1 protein-coding gene is annotated in these 2675 nt (G+C 71.6%); it reads right to left on the bottom strand.

The window, feature by feature from the left end; all coding sequences use genetic code 11:
• A partial coding sequence (locus ABZ208_RS38930) for an acyltransferase domain-containing protein (RefSeq protein ID WP_356914175.1) occupies positions 1-2675 on the bottom strand: 2675 nt, incomplete at both ends.

Below are 2675 nucleotides of genomic sequence, written 5' to 3'. Positions count from 1 at the left end.
CCCCACACCGCAGCATGAGCCAGATCGCCGGGACGCGTCACCAACGCCAGACGCACCGGACGATCCTCCGCCAGCCACCACTGCACCAAAGCCAGAACCTCGCTCGCTACGGCGTGCACCCGCTCGGCGATGTCCTCACCGGATCCCACCGGGCACGGCACGACCGCGACATCGGGCAGGTCCGGTCCGGCGACCAGAGCGGCCAGGTCCGCGTAACTCCGGACCTCGGTACCGACGGCGGCCTCGGTGAGGGCCACCGGCTGCCATGCGAGGCCGAACAGCGAGTTCTCGGCACGCCCGCCGGAGCCGCCCGCCTTCAGCAGCTGCTCCCGCGACACCGGGCGCAGCGACAGCGAGCCGGCCGTGGCCACCAGGCCACCGGCGGCATCGGCCACGGTCAGCGACACGGCGTCGGTGCCCGTCCGCGAGACCTTGACCCGCAGCGCCGTCGCCCCGGCGGCCCGCACACTCACCTCGGACCAGGCGAAGGGCAGCAGCGGCCCGTCATCGACGGGGACGAGCCCCCCCGCGCCGATCGCATGAAGCGCCGCGTCCAGCAGCGCCGGATGCAGGGCGAACGCGCCTGCCTCCGTGCCCTCGGGCAGGGCGACCTCGGCGAGGACGTCGTCCCCGCTGCGCCACACCGACCGCAGGCCCCGGAAGACCGGGCCGTATCCCAGGCCGAGTTCGGCCAGGCCGTCGTAGAACGCCGTCACATCGACGGCCTCCGCGCCCGCCGGCGGCCACGCCCCGACGTCCGCACCGTGCGGCGGCTCCGGCAGCACGTCCGTCAGGAAGCCGATCGCGTGCCGTACCCACGGCGCGTCGTCCGGAGCGTCGTCCAGCCGCGAGTGCACGCTCAGCGCACGCCGGCCCGGCTCCTCTTCCTCGGCGCCGACCCACACCTGCACGGCCACACCGCCGCGCTCCGGGACGATCAGCGGCGCTTCCAGCGTCAGGTCCTCGATCTGCGCGCAACCGGCCTCGTCGCCCGCACGCACCGCCAGCTCCACGAGCGCGGTGCCCGGCAGCAGCACGCTGCCCATGACTGTGTGGTCGCCGAGCCAGGGGTGGGTTTTGAGCGAGAGCCGCCCGGTGACCAGGAATCCGCCGGGGCCCGGCAGCGCGACCGCCGCACCCGCCAACGGGTGCTCGGCCGCACCCAGCCCGAGTCCGGTGGCAGCGGCACTGCCGGTGAACTCCTCGGGCGCTTCCAGCCAGAAGCGCTCGTACTGGAAGGCGTAGGTGGGCAGGTCGACGCGGCGGGCGCCCGGGAAGAGCGCCTGCCAGTCCGGGGAGACGCCGTGCACATGCAGTTCGGCGAGCGCGGTGACGACGGCCTGCGGTTCGGGGCGGTCGGCGCGTAGTACGGGGACGGTGACCACGTCGTCGTCCAGGCAGCCCTGGGTGAGGGCGCTGAGGACGCCGCCGGGGCCGATCTCGACGAAGGTGGTCACGCCCAGGTCGTGCAGGGTCTGCACACCATCCGCAAAACGGACCGCCCCACGGACATGGCGGACCCAGTACTCGGGGGTGTACGGCTCGGCAAGACGGCCGGTGAGGTTGGACACCACCGGAATCCGCGGCTCACTGAAGGTCAGACCGCCTACGACCTCGGCGAAATCGTCCAGCATCGGGTCCATCAACGGCGAGTGGAAGGCATGGCTGACCTTCAACCGGGACGTCTTACGGCCCTGCTGCGTGAAGAGCTCGCCGATCGCGGTGACCGCGTCCTCCGCACCGGAAATCACCACGGACTGAGGCCCGTTGATCGCCGCGATACCGACCTGATCGGTGAGATGCGGCAGGACCTCGCCCTCAGTCGCCTGCACCGCAACCATCGCACCGCCCGCGGGCAGCGCCTGCATCAGCGCAGCACGGGCCGACACCAGCTTCGCCGCATCATCGAGCGACAGCACACCCGCCACATGCGCGGCCGCAATCTCGCCCACCGAGTGACCCGCCACGTAATCCGGCCGCACCCCCCACGACCCCAACAGCCGGAACAGCGCCACCTCAACAGCGAACAACGCAGGCTGCGTGGAGCCCGTCCGGTGCAGTTCTTCCGAGTCGACGTCGACCGGCGCATCCAGACGCGCACACACCTCGTCATACGCATCGGCGAACACCGGGTAGGACGCGTACAGCTCACGCCCCATCCCCAACCGCTGCGACCCCTGACCCGAGAACAAGAAACCAACCTTGCCCCCGACGCCCGGTTCACCCACGACGACCCGTCCGGACGGGGACCCTGCGGCCAGCGCACGGAGTCCTTCCAGGAGTTCGTCCCGGCTCTCCCCCACCACGGCAGCCCGGGCCTCCATCGACGAGCGTGTGGAGGCGAGCGAGAAGCCGATGTCAACCGGCAGCAGATCCGTGTCCGAGGAGAGGGACAGCAGGCGTTCTGCCTGTGCCTGCAGCACCGCCTCGGTCCTGCCCGACAGCACCCACGGCACGGCCGCGCCGGAGTCGGGCGCGGGGGGCAGATCCACCGAAGCGGAAGTGTGCTCGACGATCACGTGCGCATTCGTACCGCTGATACCGAAGGACGACACTGCGGCCCGGCGCGGCGCGTCGCCTGTGGGCCATTCCACCGCCTCGGTCAGCAGCCGCACCGCGCCCTCCGACCAGTCCACATGGGGTGTCGGCTCATCGATGTGCAGCGTCTGCGGCAG

The organism is Streptomyces sp. NPDC006208 (genome assembly GCF_040613775.1).
GTDB lineage: Bacteria > Actinomycetota > Actinomycetes > Streptomycetales > Streptomycetaceae > Streptomyces.
Note: the sequence above shows the minus strand (reverse complement) of the source record. Positions and strands in the feature narration are given on the sequence as shown.